Annotated in this window: 19 protein-coding genes; 8 read left to right on the top strand and 11 right to left on the bottom strand. The window is 68.5% G+C overall.

Translation table 11 applies throughout. The features are described from left to right. Positions 1-32: 32 nt before the first annotated feature. From F3087_RS30620 to ftsY, 3 genes are all read right to left on the bottom strand, one after another. The gene (locus tag F3087_RS30620) at positions 33-371 is read right to left on the bottom strand and encodes a P-II family nitrogen regulator (RefSeq protein WP_040737447.1); all 339 of its coding nucleotides are present in this window, start codon (positions 369-371) and stop codon (positions 33-35) included. A gap of 5 nt (positions 372-376) precedes the next feature. Next, a complete protein-coding gene (locus F3087_RS30615) occupies positions 377-1,756 on the bottom strand; it encodes an ammonium transporter (RefSeq protein ID WP_317983940.1) in 1,380 nt (459 codons plus the stop codon). Between the two features lie 353 nt (positions 1,757-2,109). Then, positions 2,110-3,669 (bottom strand): signal recognition particle-docking protein FtsY, encoded by a 1,560-nt coding sequence (gene ftsY, locus F3087_RS30610; RefSeq protein WP_150405548.1) that lies wholly within the window; start codon positions 3,667-3,669, stop codon positions 2,110-2,112. Between the two features lie 119 nt (positions 3,670-3,788). Here ftsY and F3087_RS30605 point away from each other — a divergent pair, with 119 nt between their 5' ends. Beyond that, positions 3,789-4,178 carry a DUF2237 family protein gene (locus tag F3087_RS30605; protein ID WP_040737431.1) on the top strand — a complete coding sequence of 130 codons (390 nt, stop codon included), beginning with the start codon at positions 3,789-3,791 and terminating at the stop codon, positions 4,176-4,178. A 215-nt stretch (positions 4,179-4,393) separates the two neighbouring features. On the opposite strand, the gene F3087_RS30600 is transcribed toward F3087_RS30605, so the two are convergent. Further along, positions 4,394-5,167, bottom strand: coding sequence for a TetR/AcrR family transcriptional regulator (locus F3087_RS30600; protein ID WP_150405547.1), 774 nt, complete (start codon positions 5,165-5,167; stop codon positions 4,394-4,396). 105 nt (positions 5,168-5,272) lie between these two features. Here F3087_RS30600 and F3087_RS30595 point away from each other — a divergent pair, with 105 nt between their 5' ends. Continuing rightward, positions 5,273-6,190: an NmrA family NAD(P)-binding protein gene (locus F3087_RS30595; RefSeq protein WP_150405546.1), complete on the top strand. Its 918-nt coding sequence runs from the start codon at positions 5,273-5,275 to the stop codon at positions 6,188-6,190. Between the two features lie 80 nt (positions 6,191-6,270). Here F3087_RS30595 and smc read toward each other — a convergent pair whose 3' ends face one another. Beyond that, positions 6,271-9,894, bottom strand: a complete 3,624-nt coding sequence (gene smc, locus F3087_RS30590) for a chromosome segregation protein SMC (protein WP_150405545.1) — start codon at positions 9,892-9,894, stop codon at positions 6,271-6,273. Between the two features lie 489 nt (positions 9,895-10,383). On the opposite strand from smc, the gene F3087_RS30585 reads away from it, so the two are divergent. Next, entirely contained in the window at positions 10,384-12,468 is a 2,085-nt protein-coding gene (locus F3087_RS30585; protein ID WP_150405544.1) for a hypothetical protein, read from the top strand. Positions 12,469-12,490: 22 nt separating this feature from the next. Here F3087_RS30585 and F3087_RS30580 read toward each other — a convergent pair whose 3' ends face one another. Next, entirely contained in the window at positions 12,491-12,916 is a 426-nt protein-coding gene (locus F3087_RS30580; RefSeq protein ID WP_150405543.1) for a DUF1707 SHOCT-like domain-containing protein, read from the bottom strand. Positions 12,917-13,115: 199 nt separating this feature from the next. Here F3087_RS30580 and F3087_RS30575 point away from each other — a divergent pair, with 199 nt between their 5' ends. From F3087_RS30575 to F3087_RS30555, 5 genes are all read left to right on the top strand, one after another. Further along, positions 13,116-14,201: an S-(hydroxymethyl)mycothiol dehydrogenase gene (locus F3087_RS30575; protein ID WP_150405542.1), complete on the top strand. Its 1,086-nt coding sequence runs from the start codon at positions 13,116-13,118 to the stop codon at positions 14,199-14,201. Further along, a complete protein-coding gene (locus F3087_RS30570; RefSeq protein WP_223885460.1) occupies positions 14,198-14,818 on the top strand; it encodes an MBL fold metallo-hydrolase in 621 nt (206 codons plus the stop codon). Before F3087_RS30575 ends, F3087_RS30570 begins: the two co-directional genes overlap by 4 nt. Before the next feature lie 249 nt (positions 14,819-15,067). Continuing rightward, entirely contained in the window at positions 15,068-16,300 is a 1,233-nt protein-coding gene (locus F3087_RS30565) for a Cmx/CmrA family chloramphenicol efflux MFS transporter (RefSeq protein WP_150405541.1), read from the top strand. 51 nt (positions 16,301-16,351) lie between these two features. Then, positions 16,352-16,684, top strand: coding sequence for a DUF6247 family protein (locus F3087_RS30560; protein WP_150405540.1), 333 nt, complete (start codon positions 16,352-16,354; stop codon positions 16,682-16,684). A 13-nt stretch (positions 16,685-16,697) separates the two neighbouring features. Beyond that, positions 16,698-16,970: a hypothetical protein gene (locus F3087_RS30555; RefSeq protein ID WP_150405539.1), complete on the top strand. Its 273-nt coding sequence runs from the start codon at positions 16,698-16,700 to the stop codon at positions 16,968-16,970. A gap of 23 nt (positions 16,971-16,993) precedes the next feature. On the opposite strand, the gene F3087_RS30550 is transcribed toward F3087_RS30555, so the two are convergent. The 5 genes from F3087_RS30550 to F3087_RS30530 are packed head-to-tail and all read right to left on the bottom strand — an operon-like array spanning position 16,994 to position 20,102. Then, complete coding sequence (locus F3087_RS30550) at positions 16,994-17,449, bottom strand: DUF350 domain-containing protein (RefSeq protein WP_150405538.1); 456 nt, start codon at positions 17,447-17,449, stop codon at positions 16,994-16,996. Then, positions 17,449-18,630, bottom strand: a complete 1,182-nt coding sequence (locus tag F3087_RS30545) for a glutathionylspermidine synthase family protein (RefSeq protein ID WP_150405537.1) — start codon at positions 18,628-18,630, stop codon at positions 17,449-17,451. The genes F3087_RS30550 and F3087_RS30545 overlap by 1 nt, the downstream gene beginning before the upstream one ends. Continuing rightward, the gene (locus tag F3087_RS30540) at positions 18,630-19,337 is read right to left on the bottom strand and encodes a hypothetical protein (protein WP_223885459.1); all 708 of its coding nucleotides are present in this window, start codon (positions 19,335-19,337) and stop codon (positions 18,630-18,632) included. The genes F3087_RS30545 and F3087_RS30540 overlap by 1 nt, the downstream gene beginning before the upstream one ends. 31 nt (positions 19,338-19,368) lie before the next feature. Next, positions 19,369-19,656, bottom strand: coding sequence for an acylphosphatase (locus tag F3087_RS30535; RefSeq protein WP_150405536.1), 288 nt, complete (start codon positions 19,654-19,656; stop codon positions 19,369-19,371). Then, positions 19,656-20,102 (bottom strand): OsmC family protein, encoded by a 447-nt coding sequence (locus F3087_RS30530; protein WP_150405535.1) that lies wholly within the window; start codon positions 20,100-20,102, stop codon positions 19,656-19,658. Before F3087_RS30530 ends, F3087_RS30535 begins: the two co-directional genes overlap by 1 nt. Between the last annotated feature and the right edge of the window lie 94 nt (positions 20,103-20,196).

Genomic DNA, 20,196 nt, shown 5'->3' with positions numbered 1-20,196 from the left:
AGGAGGCGGGGCCGCCGCTCGATCGATATTCGTTACAGAGCGTCGGTACCGCGTTCGCCGGTCCGCACTCGGATGATCGTGTCGACCGGAGTCACCCAGACCTTGCCGTCACCGATCTTGCCGGTGCGGGAGGCCTCGACGATCACCTCGACGACCTTGTCCACGGACGCGTCGTCGACGACCACCTCGACCCGAACCTTGGGCACGAAATCCACGGAGTACTCCGCACCGCGGTAGACCTCGGTGTGGCCCTTCTGGCGGCCGTAACCCTGCACCTCGCTGACAGTCATGCCGAGCACGCCCGCCTGCTCGAGCCCGGTCTTGACGTCCTCGAGTGTGAACGGTTTGACGATTGCGGTGATCAGTTTCATGTTCGTCATGCCTCCTTGACGGCCGAACGTGCCGTGCTGCCCAGCGCGGCGAAATCGTAGGCGGTTTCCGCGTGCTCGGACTCGTCCAAGCCCACTGCCTCGGCTTCGTCGCTGACTCGCAGCCCAATGGTGAACTTCACGATATAGGCAATGATCAGGCTGGCGATGAAGGAGAAGGCAAGTACCGCACCGGCACCCACCGCCTGCCGCCACAGCTGATCGATGCCGCCGCCGTAGAACAGGCCGGTCTTGCCCGCGCCCGCCTCCGGCGTGGCGACCAGGCCGACCATCAAGGTGCCGACGATGCCGCCGACCAGGTGGACGCCGACCACGTCGAGCGAGTCGTCGAAGCCGAACTTGAACTTCAGACCCACCGCGAGGGCGCACAGCACGCCGGCCACCACGCCGATGACCAGCGCGCCGAGCACGTTGACCGAGGAGCAGGACGGGGTGATGGCGACCAGACCAGCGACAACACCCGAGGCCGCGCCGAGCGAGGTCGGCTTGCCGTCGCGGAACTTCTCCACCAGCAGCCAGCCGAGCATGCCCGCGCAGGTCGCGAAGGTGGTGGTGATGAAGGTCGAACCGGCCAGGCCGCCCGAGGTCACCGCGGAACCCGCGTTGAAGCCGAACCAGCCGAACCACAGCAGACCGGCGCCGAGCATGACGAACGGCAGGTTGTGCGGGCGGAACGCGGTGGTCGGCCAGCCCTTGCGCTTACCGAGCACCAGCACCAGCGCGAGACCGGCCGCACCGGCGTTGATGTGCACCGCGGTGCCACCGGCGAAGTCGACCGCGAGCAGCTTGTTCGCGATCCAGCCGCCCTCGTGCACGACGGTGCCGTCCGCGTCCTTCACGTCGAAGTCGAAGACCCAGTGCGCGACCGGGAAGTAGACCACCGTGGCCCAGATGCCCGCGAAGAGCAGCCAGGAGCCGAACTTGAGGCGGTCGGCGACCGCACCCGAGATGAGGGCAACCGTGATGATGGCGAACATCAGCTGGAAGGCGACGAACACGCTCATCGGAATGGTGCCGGCGAGCGGAATGTTCACCGCCGCCGTGGTGACCGCGCCGCTGGCGTCCTTGACCTCGGCAACCGAGTTGCCACCGATCAGACCCTTCAGTCCGAAGAACTGCGCGGGGTCACCGATCACGCCGAACTTGTTGTCGCCGAATGCCGTCGAGTATCCGTACAGCGACCACAGGACGCCGATCAATCCCATGGCACTGACACTCATCATGATCATGTTCAGCACGTTCTTCGAACGGACCATGCCGCCGTAGAAAAATGCCAGACCGGGCGTCATCAACAACACAAGTGCTGAACTCGCCAGCATCCATGCGGTGTCACCAGTGTCCGGTGCACCGGTAAGGGGAAAAGCCACCTTGAAGTCCTCCTCATCTCGGGCCCTGCCGACTCCGGCAAATGGACCTGCACAGAAGGGTCCTCACTCGGTGTTTCATCCACAGAGCTGGCGTGTTTCACCTGCGTGAACGGATGGGCCAGTTGTGTTGCTTCCACGTTTCGTGGTTTACACCGCGACTTTCCGAGCTGATCGGAGGCTAGCTTCGGACAAAAGGGATATGCGGTTACCGACGAGTAGAGCTAGCAAACATTCCGTTTGCGGTGCCTTTCACCGCAAACACAACGGATGCCGCAGCGAATTCCGCGACGCACTCGAGCGACTCGATAATTCGTCCCATCTAATGCGGATTTCGCACCGATCCGAATATCGACTCAGCCGAGCAGTGCGTCCACGAACGCGCCCGGCTCGAACGGCGCCAGATCATCGGCGCCCTCGCCGAGGCCGACCAGCTTCACCGGCACGCCCAGCTCGTGCTGCACCTGGAAGACGATGCCGCCCTTGGCCGTTCCGTCGAGCTTGGTGAGCACCACGCCGGTGATGTCGACCACCTCGGCGAACACCCGCGCCTGCGTCAGGCCGTTCTGGCCGACCGTGGCGTCGAGCACCAGCAGGACCTCGTCGACGGCGGCCTTCTTCTCTACTACCCGCTTGACCTTGCCCAGCTCGTCCATGAGGCCGGTCTTGGTGTGCAGGCGGCCCGCGGTGTCGATCATCACCACGTCCACGCCGCGCTCGATGCCCGCGCTCACCGCGTCGAAGGCGACAGCGGCGGGGTCGGCGGCCTCCTTGCCGCGGATGGTGTCGGCGCCGACCCGCTCACCCCAGGTCTGCAACTGGTCGGCGGCGGCGGCACGGAAGGTGTCGGCCGCGCCGAGCAACACGCGGCGGCCGTCGGCGACCAGCACGCGGGCGAGTTTGCCGGTGGTGGTGGTCTTTCCGGTGCCGTTGACGCCGACGACCAGCAGGATCGACGGATGGTCGGCGTGCGGCAGGGCGCGGATCGAGCGGTCGAGTTCCGGGCGCAGCGCCTCGATCAGCACGTCGCGCAGGACCGCGCGGGCGTCGTCGGTGGTGCGGACGCTGCGCGAGGCCATCTCCTGGCGCAGTCGCGCCACCACCGCGGCGGTGCTCGCGGTGCCGAGGTCGGCGAGGACCAGGGTGTCCTCCACCTCTTCCCAGGACTCGTCGTCCAGGTCGCCGCCGCCGAGCAGGCCGAGCAAGCTCTTCCCGACCGCGTTCTGCGAGCGGGACAGGCGGCCGCGCAGGCGGACCAGGCGGCCGGCGGTGGGGTCGATGTCCTCGAGCGGTACGGGGGTTTCGGCGCCGGCGGCGGTGTCGGGGGCTCCGGTCGGAGCGAGGTCGGTTCCGCTGAGAGGCGTGGGCGTTCCGGCCGGGGTTGTGCCCGTGGTCGGCGCGATGCCCGGCTCGGCAGGCGCATCCGGCTCGGCGGCCGCGGTGTCGGATGCGGTCGGCGCTGCGCCGGATTCCGCCGGTGCGGTGGTCGATTCGGCGACGTCCGCAGTCGTGCCGGTCTCTATCGACTCGGCTGTGTCCGTTCCCGCGGACGCAGTCGCTACGTCCGCGGCGGATTCGGCCTCCGGCGGCTCGACGACATCGGTCTCCGGCAGCGCGACATTCGTGATCCCGCGCTTCGGCGCGTCCCGCGGGATGGCCGCGTCGTCACCGACGTGCGGCTGCCCGTCGGTGTCGGTGCGCTCGATCGGCTGCGGTTCCTTCGTCGCGGTCCCGCCCTGACTGAAGCTGAATCCGCCCGACGCCGAGTATCCACCCGACTTGTCGGTCAGCTCTTTGTCGGCGGGTGGCGGCGTCAGCGATACCCGGGAGCGCTTGTACCGGACAAATCCGACAACAAGCACCACCAGCAGTAAAGCGGCGGCGACGGCGATCAGGATCCAGGCTGCGGAACTCACGCGCCCATCCTTGCAGAACCGAGCGGCCTGCTTTACCACGCCGCCCCGGGGCCGAGACACAACCCCCGAGATTTCTTGTCCTGCGGAACTTCTCGCGAGGTGGCAATAGGATCGGCGACGTGACCGATCGAAACGTGCTTGGGGGGCCGCTGGAAGAGTGCGGCACCGATCCTCTCACCGGCTTCTACCGGGACGGCTGCTGCAGCACCGGGCCGGAGGATCTCGGTAGCCACACCGTGTGCACCGTCGTCACGGCCGAATTCCTGGAACACCAGGCGTCCATCGGCAACGATCTGAGTACGCCGCGCCCGGAGAACAACTTCCCGGGGCTACAACCAGGAGACCGGTGGTGCGTGGTGGCCGTGCGGTGGCTGCATGCGCATGAGGACGGTGTCGCCGCACCCGTGGTGCTGGCCGCAACGCACGAAAACGCCCTGGAAGTGATCTCGATGGACATCCTGCGTAAATACGCCGTGGACGTGCCCAACGACGTGAGTGACCTGCTGTAATACCGCCCATCGCCCGGCGGCAGCCCGCGCCGTGCGCCCGCGGCTGCCGACCGGACCTGTCCCGGATACGTCCGGTTTCGACCCACGGCGCTTTTGCGCCATTCCATCTCGTCCTCGCACAATGCGATTCAGATCACGCTGCCGCCGAACCCTTCATGATCATCGGGACATGACGGCGGCGACTCGCGGTTGCTGCCGCCACCAGGTCCCGTTGATCATGATCGCCGGGCCGCGGCGCGTTGGCGGTGCGCCTTCTGGCGGCAGGCGGGCGAGCAGTAGCGGGCGCGACGGCCGGTTCCGGTGTGCCGGACTGTCGCTTCGCAGACCGGGCAACGATGCTCGCCGGTTTCGTTACGATCCGAGGATTCGTTACGAGCATCCGCGCCGACGATACGATTCGTTACGCCCGGTGTGGCGCGCATAGCGTCGAGGACAATCGCTGCCGCGCGATCGATCCGTCCCGTGGATTGCTGAAGCCGTTGGATGGCAACGCATCCGGTGAATATCGCCAGGACATCGGCCACTTCGATATCGGCGCGCACCGTGCCCTGCCGCTGCGCGGCGAGCAGTAGTCCACCCAGCGCTTTGTGGAAACGCGCTCCGGCGCTCATCAGCAAGGCACGCGGCCAGCCATCGTCGGATTGCATCAGCTCGCACAACGCCTCGTTGCCTGGCGTCGACGCCACCACCTCGGTGCAGAAGCCGAAGAACGCCGCACCTGGATCCGGGGCATCGAGATGATCCGCCGCCAGCTTCGCCAGCCGATCGACGCGCTGCTGCATAACCGCTTCCAGCAGATCGAATTTCGTCGGGAAGTGCCGGTAGACGGTGCCCGCGCCGACCCCAGCCCGGCGGGCCACCTCGGCCAGCGAGACCGATGGTCCGTGCTCGGCGAACGCCCGCTGGGCGGCGGCCAGCACCAGCGCGCGATTGCGCCGGGCGTCGGCTCGCGCCGCGGTGCCGGGTGCGGCGTCGACTGCTGCGGTCATTTCGTTACGCCCTCCTCTTGCCTGACCTGGTGAACCGGGTCAGTGCACCCGTATGGTCCGAAATACGGGTTGCCCGACCCGATTCTATCGACAGAGAAGGCACGCATGTCCCCTCAGCACAACCTCGTCCTCGTCACCGGCGCCACCGGCAAGCAGGGCGGCGCGACCGCCCGCAGGCTGCTGGCCGACGGCCGGGCGGTGCGGGCGCTGGTCCGCGATCCGCACGCGCCCGCCGCGCGGGCCCTGGCCGCCGCGGGTGCGGAACTCGCGGTCGGCGACTTCGACGCCCCCGGCACCCTGCCCGCCGCACTCGCCGGTGCCACAGCACTTTTCGCGGTGCCGCCGGCCGCGCACGGCCCGCAGGGCTGGGATGTCGATCTCGAAGCGCAGCGCGGCACGGCCCTCGTCGACGCGGCCCGCAAAGCCGGCGTCGAACAGATCGTGTTCACCGGCATCGCCTCGTTCAGCGGCGACAACACCTGGGGCGCCAGCGGCAAGCACCGCATCGAGGAGGCGATCGCGGCCAGTGGCGCCCGCTACACCCTGCTGCGCCCGGTGCGCTTCATGGAGAACTATCTGATGCGCGGCTTCCCGGTCGACGGCATCGTCGACGGCGTGCACCGGCACCTGTTTCCCGCCGATCAGCCGATGAAAGTCATCGCGTTGGCGGACATCGCCGACATCGCGGCCCTGGCCTTCGCCGATCCGGATCGCCTGCACGGCAAGACCCTCGAACTCGCGGGCGACGCATTGACGCCACCGACCGCGGCCGCGGCGATCAGCGAAGCCACCGGCCACCCGGTCAGCTATCAGGAACTCGACGAGGCGGCCGCCGCCGAACTCGGCGACTCGATCGCACACACCTGGCGACTGATGCGCGCGACCGGTGGTTGGCGCGCCGACATCGCCGCCGTCCGCGAGATCCACCCGGGCCTGCGCACGTTCGACACCTGGCTGGCCGAAACCGGTGCCGCCCAGATCAAGTCGCTGCTCGACAGCGACCAGGTACCCACCCCGCACTAACACCCGCACCACTCTTGATTTCCCGCACCGAAATTCGCATGCAATTCTCGGTGCGGGAAATCAAATATGGTGCGGCGAGCTCAGCTGGCGGCGCTTACCGGGGCCGGGGCGACGTTCTGCCCGCGCATGCGCTGCGAGATGACCTGGGTGATGCCGTCGCCGCGCATGCTGACGCCGTACAGGGCGTCGGCGATCTCCATCGTCGGCTTCTGGTGGGTGATGACGATCAGCTGGCTCTTCTCCCGCAGCTGCTCGAACAGGCCGATCAGCCGGCGCAGGTTGGTGTCGTCCAGCGCGGCCTCGACCTCGTCCATCACATAGAACGGGGACGGGCGGGCGCGGAAAATGGCGACCAGCAAAGCCACTGCGGTGAGCGACTTCTCGCCGCCGGAGAGCAGCGAGAGCCGCTTGACCTTCTTGCCCGGCGGCCTGGCCTCCACCTCGATGCCGGTGGTGAGCATGTCGGACGGGTCGGTGAGGATCAGGCGGCCCTCGCCGCCCGGGAACAGTTTCGCGAAGACGCCGACGAACTCCCGTTCGACGTCCTCCCACGCCTCGGTGAACACCTGCAAGATCCGCGCGTCCACCTCGGCGACCACCTCCAGGAGGTCCTTGCGCGCGCTCTTGACGTCTTCGAGCTGGGTGGCCAGGAAGTTGTAGCGCTCCTCGAGCGCCGCGAACTCCTCCAGCGCAAGCGGATTCACCTTGCCGAGGGTGGTGAGGTCCTTCTCGGCGCGTTTGGCGCGGCGTTCCTGAGTGGGCCGGTCGTACGGCATCGGCGCGGGTGCGGTGACCTGTTCGCCGCGCTCCTTGGCCTGCTCGTACTCCTGCCATTCCAGGTCGGTCGGCGGCAGCGGCACGTCGGGGCCGTACTCGGCGATCAGGTCGTTGAGCGCGATGCCGAACTGCTCGGAGATGGTGGTCTCCAGCTGTTCGATGCGCAGCGCCGCTTGGGCTTTCGCCACTTCGTCGCGGTGCACCGCGTCGGTCAGCTGGGCCAGCTGCGTGGACAGCGCGCGCACCCGCTCCTTGACCTGCTCGACCTGCGCGGCGGCTTCACCGCGCCGGCGGACCAGGTCGTCGCGGCGGGTACCCGCCTCGGCGACAACCTTTTCCAGCTCTGCGGCGACGCGCGCGCCGGATTCGGCCACGGCCGCAGCGACTTCGGCGGCCTTCTTGCGCGAGGCCTGCGCGCGTTCGGCGCGGGCTCGGGTCTCGCGTTCGGCGCGCGCGGCCCGGCGCAGCGAATCCGCCTTGCCCCGAACCGATTCCGCGCGTTCCTCGGCGGTGCGCACCGAAAGCCGCGCCTCCACCTCCATCGAGCGCGCCTCGGCCAGCGCGGCGGCGGCCTCCTCGCGTTCGCGGCCCGCGGTCTCGGTGCCCGCGGAGGTGCCGTCGGAGTCGATCTCGGACTGTTCGAGTTCGGCGTTGCGCAGCCGGTCCTCGATCTCGGCCAGCGAGGTGAGCGCTTCCTCGCGGCTCGCCTCGGTCTCCGTGCGCTGGGCCAGCAGCCGCTCGCTGTCGCCCTGCGCGGTGCGGGCGGTGTGGCCGAGCCGTCCGAGCCGGTCGTAGATGGCGACCAGCGACTGGTCGGATTCGTGCAGCGCGAGCAGCGCCTGGTCGACGGCGTCCTTGCGATCGGTCTGTTCGGCCAGCGCGCCGGACAGCGCCGCCTCGAGTTCCTCGGCCCGGCGCTGCGCCGCGACCAGGTCGGTCTTGGCGCCGTCGATGTCGGCCTGGATCTCCAGCTGGCTCGGCGCGCGGTCGGAACCGCCGAGCAGCCAACCGGATCCGGTGAGGTCGCCGTCGCGGGTGACCACGCGGATGTCCGGCCGGGCGGTGACGACTGCCCGGGCGGCGGCCAGGTCGTCGACCACGGCGATGCCCGCGGTGAGTGCGGTGATCGCGCCGCGCATGGTGTCCGGGCACTCGACCACGTCGGTCAGCCAGCGCGCGGCGCTTGGCAGCGAGCCGAGTTGCGGTCGGCTGCCGCCGTCGGCGCCGAAGACCAGTGCGGCACGTCCGCCGTCGGCGTCCTTCAACGCGCGGATCGCGTCGTGCGCCGATTCGCCGGTGTCCGCCGCGACGGCATCGGCGAGCGGGCCGAGCGCGGCGGCGACCGCTGCTTCGAATCCGCCGTGCACGCGCAACAGTCCGGACAGCGGGCCGAGCAGACCCTGCGACCGATGCTCGACCAGCCAGGCGGCACCGTCGCGGCGAGCCAGGCCCATGCCGAGCGCCTCGATCCGCGCCGACAGCGACGCGACGCGCTTGCTCGCCTCGCGGTCCTGCTCGCGCAGCTCGGTCACCCGCTGGTCGGCCAGCGCCAGCGCCTGCACCGCGTGCTCGTGCTGCGCGTCCAGGCCCGCCTCGCCGGCGTCCAGCTCGCTGAGTTCGGTCTGCACCGTGTCGAATTCGGCCTGCGCGGCGTCGCCGCGCTGCCTGGCGTCGGCGATCGAGGTGGTCAGGCGGGCGATCTCGCCGTCGTATGACTGTGCGCGGGTGCGCAATGTGTCGACCTTGCCGACCAGTCGGGCCACGCCTTCGCGGCGGTCCGCGATCGCGCGCACGGCGGCCAGGTGCGCCTGCTCGGCGGCCTTGGCCGACTGCTCGCGTTCGGCGAGTGCGTCGCGCGCGGCTTCGAGGGTCTCGGTCGCGATCTCGACCGCCTCGCGCAGCTCGGCCTCCTCGGCCTCCACTCGCTCGGCTTCGGCCTCGAGCTGATCCGGGTCACGTCCGCTGCCGACCGGGGTCTCGGTGTCGAGGTGCCGGGCGCGGTCCTGGGCGATGCGGATGGTGGCGTTGACCCGTTCGGCCAGCGCGGAGAGCTGGAACCAGATCTGCGCGGCGGCCTCGGCGCTGGGCGTCAGCCGGGACAGCTGGAATTCCTGCTGCGCCAGTGCGGCATTGGCGGCGTCGAGTTCGCTCTGCACGTTGATGTGCTGCTCGCGGGCGTAGGCCTCCTTGCTCTGCTGGCTCTCCAGCTCGCCGCGCCGGGTGACCAGGTCGTCGGCGGCCAGGCGCATCCGCGCGTCACGCAGGTCGGCCTGCACGGTCTGCGCGCGGCGGGCCACCTCGGCCTGCCGGCCGAGCGGCTTGAGCTGGCGGCGCAGTTCGGTGGTGAGGTCGGTGAGGCGAGCGAGATTGGCCTGCATGGCGTCGAGCTTGCGCACCGCCTTCTCTTTGCGCTTGCGGTGCTTGAGCACGCCCGCGGCCTCTTCGATGAACGCGCGGCGATCCTCCGGGCGCGATTCCAGAATGGCCGAGAGCTGACCCTGACCGACGATGACATGCATCTCGCGGCCGATGCCGGAGTCGCTGAGCAGCTCCTGCACATCCATCAGCCGGCAGGAACTGCCGTTGATCTCGTATTCACCGGCGCCGTCGCGGAACATCCGCCGGGTGATGGACACCTCGGCGTAGTCGATCGGCAGCGCGCCGTCGGAGTTGTCGATGGTGAGGGTGACCTCGGCGCGGCCGAGCGCGGCCCGGCCCGCGGTGCCCGCGAAGATCACGTCCTGCATCTTGCCGCCGCGCAGCGCCTTCGCGCCCTGCTCGCCCATGACCCAGGTCAGCGCGTCCACCACGTTGGACTTGCCGGATCCGTTCGGACCGACCACACACGTGATACCCGGTTCCAATCGCAGCGTCGTCGCGGACGCGAAGGACTTGAAGCCCTTCAACGTCAGGCTCTTGAGATGCAAGTTCGACGACCTTTCCGTTTCCGATTGGCGGCCTTCGTCGGTTCGGCAAGCTGCCCATCGCGCACACCGTTCAGGTTCTGCCTGGTCAGCAGACGCGGGCGACCAGCCATGGTATCCGTCGGGTGTCGAATACCCCCAACGCGGGACAGGCCCCCGTGACCGAGCGGTGCTTCGGCGACACACGTAGGTTATCGAGTCATCCCGCAATCCCGGGTATTTCGATGTGCCCGAGGTTTGCCGGACGCGTACTCAGTGTCTACCGCACCCGATCCCGTGCCGCGACCGACGCGCCCACCGCACGCAGGACGATAGCGCGCCCGGACAGGGCGTGCAGATGCTCGCAGGTAACGAACTCGGGCATCTTCATCGACCTCAACGGAACCGTTACACCAATAGACCGACGGACTCGCCGCACGCCCTGCCGCCCGGCGACGTCGCCGCATACGATCCATGCTGATTCGCCAGCGGGAATGTTTGGAGCGCCACAGGATGCCAGCCCCAGCCGGGACCTACACGGCGTTCCGGCTTGCCCGAATCGCGGCGCTGGTCGGCGGCAGTCTGCTGTTTCTCTACGCGTGTGAAAACAGCAAGAGCGCGGTGCTCGCGGACAAGTGGGTCGAGGTCGCGATCGCGGGTGGGTTGTTGGCCGCCGGGTTGGGGGTGGCCTGGTTCGAGGTCAAGCTGATCGACTATCCCGATGACGACGACGAGCCGGAGGTTCGCGCGCGGCGAGCCCCGGAGGTACCGGCGGTCGCGCGCCGGGACCGCGGCGCGCAAGCCCTCGACCTGGTGCGCAAGAGCCGGTGGATATCCGGCCTGATCCGCGGCGACGACGAACCCGCTGCCGATCGTGTTGGCAGCCGGGAGTTCCTGGTCGAATCCGAGGGTTGGTCGATGCGCGCGAAGATCGCCCGCTCCGGTGATCTGATCTTCCACGGGCACGATCTCGGCGGCACCTACCCGCCGTACGAATGGATGTGGGTCTTCCATCCCGACACCTTCCCGACGATCCTCGAAGCGCTCGGGGACGACGAAGGGGACATTCTCGAACTGCTCGAAGAGGTTGTCCCGCAGTTGGATCGGCACGGACGGCATGATCCGGGCGCCTGGCTGCGTTCCCATGACATTCCCGCGACCTACCGCGAGAAGGGTGTCAGCGCCACTCAGCAAACCCGCGAACTCCCGGTCATGCAGCCCGGCCTCCCCCGCCCGACACCTCGGCGCGAGCAGCCCCTTTCGGCTCGATCACACCGAAAAGAGCTGCCGTCCAAGCGCTCCCAGCGCGAGCGGCGCAATGCCGAACCCCTCGACGAAGAGTCGTCGCCCATCCCCGCCGTGCCTACGCGTTCGCGGCGCGATCCGGTCACCTCGGGACGATCCCGACACGCGGACTCCGCAGCGGCCCAGTCGCCTTACGACGAACCGGAGCCAGCACGCTCACGACGAGATCCGATCTCGCGGCCTCGGTCTCGATACGACGATGCCGAACCTGCACAGTCGCCCTATGACGAGCCCGAATCGGCACGCTCACGGCGAGACTCGGTCTCGCGCGGCCGGTCTCGATACGACGCAGAATCCGCGTACTCGCCCAACGAAGGGCCCGCACCCGCACGACGAGACTCGGTCGCGCCCGCCGGATTCCGGCGCGCGGACGCCGAACCGACCCGGACGGATTACGAAGATTCAGGACCAGCGCGTTCGGGACGTCGTCCGATCGAACCTGTGCGGACGCCATATGTGGATTTGGAATCTGCACGCGTGCACTGGCCTTCCGCCGAACCGGCGCGTTCGGCGCCGGACAGTGCCGCCGCAACTCGGCACTCATACGAAGAGCCCGCGCCTGGCTGGGCGCCACACGAGGCACCGGATCCTGTACGCGCCCAACAGGAATACGGCGCGGCTCGGTCGGAGTACGAAGACTTCGGGGCAACTCGATCGGCTTACGCAGAACCGGCGCAGCCGCAGTGGGAGGACGATCCGGCACCGCAGTATGCGGACCCCGCACCACACTGGCCGGTTCGAGGTGACAGCGCGCGGCCCCCGCTCGAGCGGCGCAGACGGTCTCAGCCCGCGGAGCCGGCCGGCGAGTGGCCGGGTCACGCCGAGCCTGCGCAAGTGCCCTACGAGGATCCGGCGGAGGTGTGGGCTCGACGCCAGCGGCTCGACGCCATCCAGGCGCAACTGGAGCAACGCTCGCCGGAGCCGCCCGCGTACCGCCGGGAAGCCGCACAGCCGCATTATGATTCGCGCCTCGGCGACCCCGAGCTGCCGCTACAGCGCAGAGGCAGTTCGGCGGTTCCCCACGATTACGCGGAAGCGGGCCGGTACGAACAACTTTCGCCGCCCGGGCAGCGACCCGCACCGACCGCCGAGCCGTCCTGGCCCGAGCGGTCCATGCCGCGTCAGCGGCAGGCACCTCCCCCGCCGAGGCCGCGCGACGAATACCCCCGGCCGTGGGACGACGAGCCCGACGAGTACAACCCGCCCGCCCGCCGCCGCCCCCGGTCGAGCCCGCCGCCGAATCCGGGCGGCCGCCACGCGTCATCGCACAGCGCTACCCCGCCCTGGCCGTAAGCCGTTGCCGGCCAACGCATCCTCAGCCCAGGTGGCGTGAGTACTTGCCGGATTCGAACCCGGTCAGCATCCGGAACACCAGCACCGCACCCCACGGCCCGATCACCCAGATCGGCCACGGGTAGGTGAATTCGCCGACGCTGAGCGAGATCGCGCCCCAGATGAACAGGACGAGCACGCTCACCCCGAGCCAGCTGGTGCCTTCGATCTTCTGCCAGATCGGGATGCGCGACCGCGAATCAGCTTTGCCGGCAGGTGCTTTCGGCAGCTTCGGCAGGTCCGAGAGCACCAGCTGCAAATCGTCGGTGGTGGTGGTCGCGTACACCTGAGCGGTGCGCTGGTCGTATTCGGCGAGGTCGATCCGCCCATCCTCCATGTGCCGGGCGAGCAGGCGCACCACCTTCTCGCGTTCGGCGTTCGAGGCGCGGGTACCGGTCGAGATTTCCATCTGAAGTTCCTTGTCGACGGTTCCACCCTCCATAGTGGAATATAACCTAAAGAATGCACCCTCCATTGTGGAATGTCAACCCCTCGACCGGCCGAGCAGACCCGGCGCTGGTGTCGCCACCGCGGGCGCGGCAGTATGGACGGTGCTCAGCTCGCGGGCGCTCCGGTTCCGCGTCGACGAAATCTCCCAGGAGGCATAGGTGTCGGAAACCGTGCGCGGTGTCATCGCCCGTAGCAAGGGTGCGCCGGTCGAGATCGTCGACGTGGTGATTCCCGATCCCGGTGCACACGACGTGATCGTGCGGGTGCAGGCCTGCGGCGTCTGCCACACCGATCTGCACTACCGCGAGGGCGGCATCAACGACGAGTTCCCGTTCCTGCTCGGGCACGAGGCCGCGGGCATCGTGGAAACCGTCGGCGACGCGGTCACGCACGTCGAGGTCGGCGATTTCGTGGTGCTGAACTGGCGCGCCGTGTGCGGCGAATGCCGGGCGTGTAAGCGCGGCCGCCCCTGGTACTGCTTCGCGAGCCACAACGCGAGCAAGAAGATGACCCTCACCGACGGCACCGAGCTGAGCCCGGCGCTTGGCATCGGCGCGTTCGTCGACAAGACGCTGGTGCACGAAGGACAGTGCACCAAGGTCGATCCCGCCGCCGACCCCGCGGTGGCCGGGCTGCTCGGCTGCGGCGTGATGGCGGGCATCGGCGCGGCCATGAACACCGGCAACGTGTCCCGGGGCGACACCGTCGCGGTGCTCGGCTGCGGTGGCGTCGGCGACGCCGCCATCGCCGGCGCGCGGCTGGCCGGTGCGAAGACCATCATCGCAGTCGACCGGGACGCCCGGAAGCTGGCCTGGGCCACCGACTTCGGCGCGACCCACACCATCGACGCGACCGCCGAGGACGTGGTCGAGAAGATCCAGGAGTACACCGACGGCTTCGGCGCCGACGTGGTCATCGAGGCGGTCGGCCGCCCGGAAACCTGGAAGCAGGCGTTCTACGCCCGCGATCTGGCCGGCACCGTGGTCCTGGTCGGCGTGCCCACGCCGGACATGACCATCGAGATGCCGCTGATCGATCTGTTCTCCCGCGGCGGCGCGCTGAAGTCCTCCTGGTACGGCGACTGCCTGCCCGAGCGCGACTTCCCGATGCTGGTCGACCTGCACCTGCAAGGTCGGCTGCCGCTGGAACGCTTTGTCACCGAACGCATTTCGCTCGACGAAGTCGAAGCATCGTTCACCGCGATGCACGCCGGCGAGGTACTCCGCTCGGTGGTGGTCCGGTGAAGATCGATCGCGTAGTCACCTCCGGCACCTTCTCCCTCGACGGCGGCACCTGGGACGTCGACAACAACGTCTGGCTGCTCGGCGACGACCAGGACGTCCTCGTCATCGATGCGGCGCACGACGCGGACGCGATCGCCGAGGCGGTCGGCTCTCGCAACGTCGTCGCGATCCTGTGCACCCACGGCCACAACGACCACGTCACCGTCGCACCGGAATTGAGCACCCGCCTCGACGCCCCGATCCTGCTGCACCCGGCCGACGATCCGCTCTGGCGGATGACCCACCCCGACGTCGACTACCGGTCGCTCGCCGATACCCCTCGAATCACCGTGGGCGGCACCGACATCGACATCCTGCACACCCCCGGGCACTCCCCCGGCTCGGTATCCCTGCACCTCCCCGAGGCCGCCGCGCTCTTTACCGGCGACACCCTCTTCTCCGGCGGTCCCGGCGCCACCGGCCGCTCCTACTCCGACTTCGGCACCATCATCGATTCCATCCGCGATCGCCTGCTCACCCTCCCGGACGAAACCACCGTGCACACCGGCCACGGCGACACCACGACCATCGGCGCCGAAAAGCCTTCGCTCGCCGACTGGATCGCCCGCGGCCACTAAATCCCTTGCGGTCACGCGCGGTGCCGTTGCTATGGTGTCGCGCGTGACTTCTCCAGAGGCGTCCAGACTCTAGCCACCTGTCGAACGACCAGGTGGCGTCCCCTCGCCATTCGCGAAACGACCTGCCCGCCAGGTCGTTCGACTCTGCGCGTCGCCCCGTTGCGGGCGATATCAGCTCCGCCTCCTCTCCGCTGTCGCGTGCTGCGCCGGAGGGGTGGCTCGGTGTCGAACAGAGTCTGGAGTCTTTGTATGCCTGTTGTCATTTTCGTCTTGGGTCTCGCCGTATTCGCCCAGGGCACCTCGGAATTCATGCTGTCCGGGCTCATCGAGCCCATCGCCGCCGACATCGGGGTGTCCCTCGGTTCGGCCGGGTTACTGACCTCGCTGTTCGCCGTCGGAATGATCATCGGCGCGCCGCTGATGGCGATGACCGCCGGTCGCTGGCCCGCCCGGCACGCCTTGACCGGATGCCTGTCGTTGTTCATCGCCGCCCACGTCGTCGGCGCGCTCACCACGACATTCGCGGTCCTCCTCGCCACCCGGGTGGTCGCCGCGGTGGCCAACGCCGGGTTCCTCGCGGTCGCCCTCGCCGCCCTGCCCACCCTCGCCGGCCCGCACCGCGTCGGCCGCGCCACCTCGATCATCCTGTCCGGCGTGACCCTGGCCTGCATCGCCGGCGTCCCCGCCGGAGCCTTCCTCGGCCAAACCCTCGGCTGGCGCTCGGCATTCTGGGCGGTCGTCGTGGTGAGTGTCCCTGCGCTGGTGGGTACTTGGCTTCTGGTCCGACCGATGCCACGGACGCAGCGATCAGCCGGCGGCTCCCTCTGGGCCGAATGGCGGGCGCTAGGCCTGCCGCGGGTCCGGGTCGCGCTGATCCTCGGCGGTTTCGTGAACGCGGCAACCTTCGCCACCTTCACCTACCTGGCCGTCATCACCACCGACATCGGCGGAGCCGCACCGGCTTGGACCCCAATAGTGCTGGCCCTGTTCGGAATCGGATCATTCCTCGGCGTCACCCTCGGCGGCCGCTACACCGACCGCCACGCACACATCATCGTCACCGCCGGATCCATTGCGCTACCACTCATTTGGACCATCACAGCACTGATCGCCCACTCCCTACCCGGCATCCTGATCATGACCACCATCGCCGGCGCCACCGCATTCGCCGTCGGCTCCACCTGGATCAGCCTGATAGTCACCGCCGCAACCCCCACCGCCCCGCACCTGAGCGGCGCCTTCGCCACCACCGCACTGAACATCGGCGCCGCCACCGGCCCAGCCCTAGCCGCCCTAGCCATCACCACAACCGAAACCCCCACCTCCGCCCCATGGACCAGCACAGCCCTAGCCGCAACCGCCCTCACAATCGCCACCCTCACCCGCCACCACTGGACCCCCGCCACCAGGAACCCGATTCCCATTCCGACTCGATCGCCGACGGCAGGTGAGATGCGTGGCACGCGGGGTGATGTTCGATGAACAGGGCTGTGGTCTGCGACATTGTCACCCCCACCGGTTATCGTGAAAACCATGGCCGCCCCACATTCCCACCCGGCAAACACCCCCGTGCCCGCCGCGGAACCCAAAGCGCTGCGGGCGGCCCTCACCCCCGCACTACGCGCCGAATTCGACCGCGAATGGGATCTGGTCCTCGAACAGGCCAAGGAATCCCACACCCTCGAAGACGTCCACGCGCTGCTCAACAAATGGCAGCACACCGCCGTCATGGAGCTCCGCGAGCCAGGCTCCTATCAACGGATGCTCGACAAAGCCGCGCGGATCCAAGCCGACGGCGGCCGCACGACGGATGTGTCGATCGACGACGTCCGCGTGCTGCTGGCGCACCGGTTGCAGGCAGGTTGAGGTACCACGCCACGTGTACCTCATCGTCCCCGACACCGACACAACCGAACAGATCGCCGCACTTCCCACCGAGGTGCTACGCGAATTCGCCGAGATCCTCAGCGTCCTCGAGCTGACGCCGTGGGCAGGCCAACCGCAAAACGCCGACAACCCCGATGGGGCGGTCCGGCGCTGGACATTTGGGCCTGCCCACGCCGGACAGCTGGTCTATCTCATCGACGACCGCGCACGAGAGGTACACCTGCTCATGGTGCAGTGGTTCGGCACCCTCGGCGACCAGCCATGACCGCCGGTTGATCGACGAGACGCCTACAGGATCGCGAAGGCTACTACGAGGCCGAGGGCGAAGTGGGCGGCGGCTACTACCAGGACTTCGGTGGTGTAGGTGTCGGCGTGCAGGGCGGCGCCGATGTCGATGCCGAGGGCTTTTTCGATGACGCGGACCGAGACGACCTGGGCAATGATGCCTACGAGGCCGAAGACGAGGGCGGCGATGAGGCCTTCGGAGAGCTTGCCGCCGGTGCCGACCGCGAGGATGGCGAGGACGACGATGAAGGCCATGCTGATCATGCCCGCGGCGGTGACGATGATCGCGTTGGGCTTGCCCGCGACGACCAGCGCGCGCAGCTTGCCCGGCGTGGTCAGGTCGATGGCGTAGAACCCGACGAGCATGAGCACCAGACCGATGAGGGCGTAGAGGATGATCGCTCCCACGCCCTCGCCGAGCGAGCTCCAGTACCCCGATTCGAGGGCGACGGTGGTCATCATGGTCCTTCCGGGGTGTTTTGGGCGATGCGGTGCGGGACGAAGGCGGAGCCGTCGTCGGTGATCAGTCCGGCGGTCTCCCGGATGCCGAGTCCGGCGGCGGTGTCGCCGACGATCCAGGCGCCGAGCACGGGGCGCATGTCGTCGAATTCCGGTAGTGGATCCAGCAATTGGTAGACGTAGCCCTCTTCGCCGTAGATGCCTCCGGTGGCGGTTTCCAGGCCGGCGCCGACGATGGTCATGTTGGCGCCCTCGCGGCCGAGCTTCGGCTTGCGAATGTATTCGGTGAGCTCGTTGGGCTGATCCAGGTACGCGGGCAACAGATTCGGATGTCCCGGGTACATCTCCCACAGCACCGCGAGGATCGCCTTGTTGCTGAGCAACGTCTTCCACAGCGGTTCGATCCACATGGTCTGCGGCAGGCTGCCGACGACCCGCTTGCCGAAGTCGTCGTCGAGCGCCCACTCCCACGGGTAGAGCTTGAAGATGGCCTCGATCGGCGCCTCGGCCAGATCGACGAAACGTTCCAGCTCCGTATCGAATCCGACCTCTTCGATCGGCAACGCGATGGTGTCGAACCCGGCCTCGGCCGCGGTCTCCTGCATGTACGCGGTGGTGACGTTGTCCTCACCGGTCGCGTCCGCGCCGGACCAGCTGAAGTGCAGCTGCGCGGTCGGCAGGATGTCGCGCAGCTCGGTCCAGCGCTCGACCAGCTTCTCGTGCAACGAATTCCACTGATCGCCGCCGGGGTAGAGCGCGGTCAGCCAGTGCCACTGCACAATTGCCGCCTCCAGCAGTGAGGTCGGCGTATCCGCGTTGTACTCCAGCAGTTTCGCCGGTCGACGCGCGTCGTAGCGCAGGTCGAACCGCCCGTAGACGTAAGGGTCACTGCGCCGCCAGGATTCGGCGATCGGGCCCCAACTCCATTCGGGCAGACCGAAATCCTTGAACCGCCCGGTGAGCACGACATGTTCGACGGCGTTGAGGCACATCGAATGCAACAGCTCGACATCGGCTTCGAGCGCGAGGATTTCGTCCATCTCGAACTCGTAGTACACCGACTCGTCCCAGTACGGACGCGGCTGACCGCCGGCGTCGCGGCCGGGCACACCGTAGACCAGGCCCTGACTCTCGGTGATCTGCTGCCAATCCGGCCGGGGCGTACTGCGCACTCGCCGCACTAGGACCCTCCGCCGGTGCTCTTGCTGCCGAGCCCGCCACGCTGAATCGTGGTGCCGCTCTTCGTCTTTATCTCCGCGCTCTTGGGTTTCACCGTGGTGCCGCCGGTCGGCGGCTTGCCGATGGTGGGGGTGCCGCCGTAGTAGTAGCGGTACTGCGGGCCGCCGCCGAGGATGATCAGGCCGGGGTTGATGCCGCCGTCGCTGACGAAGCCCCGCCGCCCGTCGCCGCAATAGCTGTCGTCGACGACGATGTCCTGACCGTTCTCGGTCTTCACACACGACGCGGTGACCTTGTCCGGCGCGCTGATCGCCCGATAGGCGAGATAGCCGCCGCCGACCAGCGCCGCGACGCCGACGATCGCGACCCCGCCGATCATCACCCGCTTGCGCGTGCGCTTCTTCGCCACGTCGGCCGCGGCCGCCGCCTGCTGCGCTTCCTCGGCCCGCTTGCGCGCCTTGTCCCTGGCCCGCGCCTCGGCCACGGTCGGGGGGCGCGGCTGGGTGATGCCGGGTTCCTGCCGCTGCACGCTGCCGCGCCGCGGCGGATCTGCTCGGGGTGCTTCCGGAGAGACAGCCGGCGCGGCCGGATGGTCGGCGGCGGACTCGGCCGGACCACCGGCCTGCGGGGCGGGCGCACCGGACGGTTGCTCCGCCGCGCCGCCGGTTCCGTTCCCCGGACGCTCGTCACCGGGATCGTTCGTGCTCACAGTCGAGTCCTCGTCCTATCCCGGCCCACCGCTACCGCTCCTCGAATCCGGTCATATCACCCCGCGCGGGCTCCCAGCTTTCCACAACCAAGGTCACCCGACCAGGTGTATCTCCGGAACGTAGCAGTTCCAGCAACCGCGCGCAGTCGTCTCGCGGCCCCTCCGCGACGACGTGCACCCGCCCGTCGCGCGCGTTCGTGGCATGCCCGCTCAACCCGAGTTCCAAGGCGCGCGACCGCGTCCACCAGCGGAATCCCACGCCCTGGACGCGGCCGTGCACCCATGCGCTCAGCCGGGATAGCTCAGCGTCCTGGCCCATCAGGCCTCGATATCGAAGGACAAAGTCACCTTCGTCCCCGCCTCCAGCGTCCGGCCGACCGTGCACGCCTTGTCGATGGCGCGCTGCACGGTAACCAGCAAACGCTCCCGTGCCTCCTGGTCCAGTTCGCTGAGATCGAGCTGGAACGTCTCGTCCAGCTGCGGGTACAGCTCGTTCTCCCGGTCCGCGTCGCCGGCCACCCGAATGGTCGCGTCGAAGGAGTCGCCGAGCTTGCGTGCGATGGAGAAGTCGGCGCTCAATCCGGAGCAACCGGCCAGCGCGATCTTCAGTAACTCGCCGGGGGTGAAAGCGCCCGGCACGCCCTGCGACGCGATCAAGACTTCGGCGCCGCGCGAGCTGCGACCGGTGTACGCCCGCGTCCCGGTGCGCTCGACCCAGAGTTCGGTCGGTTGTGATGCCGCGGTCGCGGGTGTCTGTTCAGCCATGGGTCGATCCTGCCATTTCTCGTCGGAAGTCCGCTCACGCCTGCCAACACGGCGCGGGCGGTCGGGCATTCCGGCGGGCGGGGCGATCACGGCC

The organism is Nocardia colli (assembly GCF_008704205.1).
GTDB lineage: Bacteria > Actinomycetota > Actinomycetes > Mycobacteriales > Mycobacteriaceae > Nocardia > Nocardia colli.
This window is presented reverse-complemented; position numbering and strand designations above follow the sequence as displayed.

Bases quoted from the DNA above. Each gene is read 5' to 3' on its own strand.
- F3087_RS30595 (WP_150405546.1), top strand. From the start codon at position 5,273: ATGTCCCCTCAGCACAACCTCGTCCTCGTCACCGGCGCCACCGGCAAG.
- F3087_RS30620 (WP_040737447.1), bottom strand. From the start codon at position 371: ATGAAACTGATCACCGCAATCGTCAAACCGTTCACACTCGAGGACGTC.
- F3087_RS30565 (WP_150405541.1), top strand. From the start codon at position 15,068: ATGCCTGTTGTCATTTTCGTCTTGGGTCTCGCCGTATTCGCCCAGGGC.
- F3087_RS30530 (WP_150405535.1), bottom strand. From the start codon at position 20,102: ATGGCTGAACAGACACCCGCGACCGCGGCATCACAACCGACCGAACTC.
- F3087_RS30585 (WP_150405544.1), top strand. From the start codon at position 10,384: ATGCCAGCCCCAGCCGGGACCTACACGGCGTTCCGGCTTGCCCGAATC.
- F3087_RS30600 (WP_150405547.1), bottom strand. From the start codon at position 5,167: ATGACCGCAGCAGTCGACGCCGCACCCGGCACCGCGGCGCGAGCCGAC.
- F3087_RS30560 (WP_150405540.1), top strand. From the start codon at position 16,352: ATGGCCGCCCCACATTCCCACCCGGCAAACACCCCCGTGCCCGCCGCG.
- F3087_RS30550 (WP_150405538.1), bottom strand. From the start codon at position 17,449: ATGACCACCGTCGCCCTCGAATCGGGGTACTGGAGCTCGCTCGGCGAG.
- F3087_RS30580 (WP_150405543.1), bottom strand. From the start codon at position 12,916: ATGGAAATCTCGACCGGTACCCGCGCCTCGAACGCCGAACGCGAGAAG.
- F3087_RS30535 (WP_150405536.1), bottom strand. From the start codon at position 19,656: ATGGGCCAGGACGCTGAGCTATCCCGGCTGAGCGCATGGGTGCACGGC.